Annotated in this window: 4 protein-coding genes and 1 pseudogene; 2 read left to right on the forward strand and 3 right to left on the reverse strand. The window is 55.9% G+C overall.

All coding sequences use genetic code 11. The features are described from left to right. The first annotated feature begins 114 nt into the window (after nucleotides 1–114). Complete coding sequence (locus tag H6G62_RS26310; protein WP_242052285.1) at nucleotides 115–291, forward strand: hypothetical protein; 177 nt, start codon at nucleotides 115–117, stop codon at nucleotides 289–291. Between the two features lie 46 nt (nucleotides 292–337). On the opposite strand, the gene H6G62_RS26315 is transcribed toward H6G62_RS26310, so the two are convergent. Beyond that, nucleotides 338–1,321 carry a beta-ketoacyl-ACP synthase III gene (locus H6G62_RS26315; RefSeq protein WP_190500717.1) on the reverse strand — a complete coding sequence of 328 codons (984 nt, stop codon included), beginning with the start codon at nucleotides 1,319–1,321 and terminating at the stop codon, nucleotides 338–340. Nucleotides 1,322–1,336: 15 nt separating this feature from the next. Beyond that, nucleotides 1,337–2,371: a phosphate acyltransferase PlsX gene (gene plsX, locus H6G62_RS26320; protein WP_190500718.1), complete on the reverse strand. Its 1,035-nt coding sequence runs from the start codon at nucleotides 2,369–2,371 to the stop codon at nucleotides 1,337–1,339. A gap of 64 nt (nucleotides 2,372–2,435) precedes the next feature. On the opposite strand from plsX, the gene H6G62_RS26325 reads away from it, so the two are divergent. Further along, nucleotides 2,436–2,789: a hypothetical protein gene (locus H6G62_RS26325; RefSeq protein WP_190500719.1), complete on the forward strand. Its 354-nt coding sequence runs from the start codon at nucleotides 2,436–2,438 to the stop codon at nucleotides 2,787–2,789. A gap of 425 nt (nucleotides 2,790–3,214) precedes the next feature. On the opposite strand, the pseudogene H6G62_RS27570 reads toward H6G62_RS26325, so the two are convergent. Then, nucleotides 3,215–3,410, reverse strand: a pseudogene (locus H6G62_RS27570) (IS630 family transposase); the annotation flags it as partial.

A 3,410-nucleotide genomic window follows, 5' to 3' on the forward strand; every position in this document is an offset into this window, starting at 1 on the left:
ATGCTGTTGAGGCTATCCATCGGTGCACCGTGTTTTACTTGCACCTGCACTCTATGCGGTGGATAGCTTTTTTCCAACCCAACCCCAAAAAACTGTCCGGAGTGTTGCTTAAGATTGGGTGACGTTTATGCCTTCATTGCCTTCTACCTCAATCATCAAGAAGAGGTAGAAACCTATCTCAAACAGCGGCAGCAACAAGCCCAAGAAATCCGACACATGAATGAGACTCGATTTGATCCGCAGGGCTTGCGTGATCGTCTATTAGCCCGCAAGGTCGAGCAGCAACGATGATGAAATTGCTGGCCGATAAAATCTGGACAATACGATTATAGGGATATCACCCCCATTTCACAATGGCAGAACCCCAGGTTAGCCCTGCCCCAAAGCCAGCGGTGGCGATGGTGTCGCCCGGTTTGATGTAGCCAGCGCGAACCGCTTCATCCAGGGCCAGGGGGACGGAGGCGGCGGAGGTGTTGCCGTGTTGGGCCATATTGCTAACGACCCGTTCACTGGGTACTTTCAGCCGCTGGGCCACGGCATCGAGTATGCGCTGGTTGGCTTGGTGCAGAATCAGCCAGTCAATATCGGCGGTGGTGAGGTTGGCCCGGAACAGAGCTTTTTCAATCACTTCCGGGACACGGCTGACGGCAAATTTGTAGACCTCGCGCCCGTTCATGGTGATGGGGGTGAAGGTGCCCTGCTGGACGGCGATGCCCTCGGTGAGGGGGGCAGATTGGGCTTGGTAGGGGAGCCGCAGGACGCCGTTCATGGAGCCATCGCTGCAAAGCTGGAAGCCCAGCAGGTTGTCCTGTTCGCTGGCTTTTAGCACCACGGCTCCGGCCCCATCGCCAAACAGAACGCAGGTGGTGCGGTCGCTCCAGTCTGTCCAGCGGGATAGCACATCGGCCCCGATGACTAGCACCGTTTGGAAGGCTCCGGTACGGATATATTGGGCAGCGGTGACCAGGGCAAACACAAAGCCGGAACAGGCTGCCGTAAGGTCAAAAGCCACAGCACGACTGGCCCCCAGTTCGGCCTGCACCTGGCCCGCGCTACCAAACAGGTCATCGGGGGTGGAGGTGGCCAGCAGAATCATGTCCACCGCTTCTGGGGCGATCTGGGCCATCTCTAGGGCGGCGCGTCCGGCTTGGGCGGCGAGGGAGGCTAGGGATTCTTCTGGGGCGGCGAGGTGGCGTGCGCGGATGCCCGTGCGGGTGCTGATCCACTCGTCGGTAGTATCGACAACGCGGCTGAGGTCGTCATTGGTGAGCGTCCCCGGCAGGCGGGCTGAGCCACTGCCTACCAGAGCAACACCGGGCATAAACTGTTCCACAAGCTATTCTCCGTCTGCGGCGGGCATGGCCACCCGCTGATACTGGGCCTGAATGCGGTCTAGGACTTGGTTATCCACGGCTTCCTTGGCTAGCCGCACGGCGTTGAACACCGAGGGAGCCTGGGAACTGCCGTGGCTGATCACCGTTACCCCGGCCACACCGAGCAGCAGGCCGCCGCCGTGCTCTGCGTGGTCTACCCGCTGCTTAATCCGGCGCAGGTTGGGCTTGAGGATGGCGGTGCCAATCTTGCCGCGAATGCCCTGGGGCAGTTCTTCCCGCAGAATTTGCAGCACCGATTCGCCCACGGCCTCGGCAAACTTGAGCAGCACGTTGCCCACAAAGCCGTCGCACACGACAACATCGAACTGGCCCGAAAGAATATCGCGCCCCTCGGCATTGCCTGCAAAGGGGATGTTGGGGTTATCTTGCAAAAGCTGGTGCGCCTGGAGGGAAAGCTCGTCGCCCTTGCTGGGTTCTTCGCCAATGTTGATCAGGCCCACGTTGGGATGCTCTACCCCCAGCACGTAGCGGGAATAGATGGTGCCCATCATGGCAAACTGCTCTAGGTACTTGGGCCGACAATCTACATTGGCCCCCACGTCCAAAATCAGCACGGATTTGTTGGCGATCACCGTTGGGAACACCGCCCCAATGGCAGGCCGATCAATGCCCTTCAGCCGTCCTAAACGCAGCAACGCCGCCGCCATCGCCGCCCCAGAGTGCCCCGCCGACACCACCGCATCGGCCCGCTTCTGCTTCACCATGTCCATCGCCACGTTGATGGAAGCCTGGGGTTTGCGGCGCAGGGCACTGAGGGGTTCCTCATGCATTTCAATGGTGCCTTCGGCAGCCACCAGTTCAATGCCCTGGAGGTGTTCGGGACTGGCGACGGAGGCGCGAATTTGATCCAGATCGCCCACTAAGAGCACATCTACGTCTAATTCGGCCTTGGCTCTAATGGCCCCTGCTACGATTTCTCCAGGGGCATAGTCGCCCCCCATTGCGTCAATGGCAATTCGTGCCCGGTTGAGCCCCATCTGCTGCATCTCAAAAACCTTAGGAAATTCTAGCAGACTACCCTACCAAGATTCGGAGTGGGCCATGGCCGAGACCGCATTAGGTATCAATTTCTACCGGATTGGCACAAAGGGGACACGTCAAAGCAGCCCTGGAACCACCCTGGCACTAGAACATCGGTCATCATCTAGAACAACGCTAGAAAATGCCCGTCTTATCCACGCCCTCTTATCCACGATGACAGATCCTGATCGTCAAGCCATGAGCATTGTTGCCAGATCCACGGGGAGACCGGGGGTAGAGCATCCGTTCTTAAGCCTGGTGATGATCGCAATTTTAGCGGTTATCGGGGAGGCGATGGGTTGGGTCGTGATAGGCGTCCATCAGGGATTCCTCGGATTGAACATGTTCGAGGGGAGAGTCGAACAGATTATCTAAGGTGGATTCGATCATATCAATTCCGTGACCAGCCAGCATGGCACCGTGGAGGTTGTTAATAATCCAAAATGAGGTGCTGGCGCTGGCGGTCTATGGTTTCGTAGCCTGTGTGGTAGTCGTCTCTTCGGTTTCTGAATAATTAAGCAAACATCCAAATAATTCATCAAGAGGGCACCTCGAAAAATACTGAAGGCACTGTCTCGGCACTGGACTGCTAAAGTGGGATGTCTTTTAGAGCCCTTTCTATACAAGGACTTTGGGTGACCAGGAATCAAGGATCATACCTTTAGAAACCAGTGCCACTGTCTCACAATGAGACTCGCGTCGAAATCTAGATTCCTGGACACCTCGAAAAATACAAATCTTATTGAGAATGGCTACGAGATTCCAGGGGTTTCAGGCTCTTCGAGTTTGCAATAAGGCAATTAATCGAGGTGCCCATGAATACTTGCATTGTCTAAAATGATAAGAATCTTAGGGCCATCCTGCTCAAAGTCTTCGATCCGTCTATCTTCTCCAACCCATTCCTGTTTCACTTCTTCGTAGAATCCATGGAGGACACTGAAAAAGCTATCACCAGTTCCCTTACTGATAAAATCAACAATGCGCTTCTTATCCGAA

The sequence above is a fragment of the Phormidium sp. FACHB-1136 genome (genome assembly GCF_014697375.1).
Taxonomy (GTDB): domain Bacteria; phylum Cyanobacteriota; class Cyanobacteriia; order Phormidesmidales; family Phormidesmidaceae; genus Nodosilinea.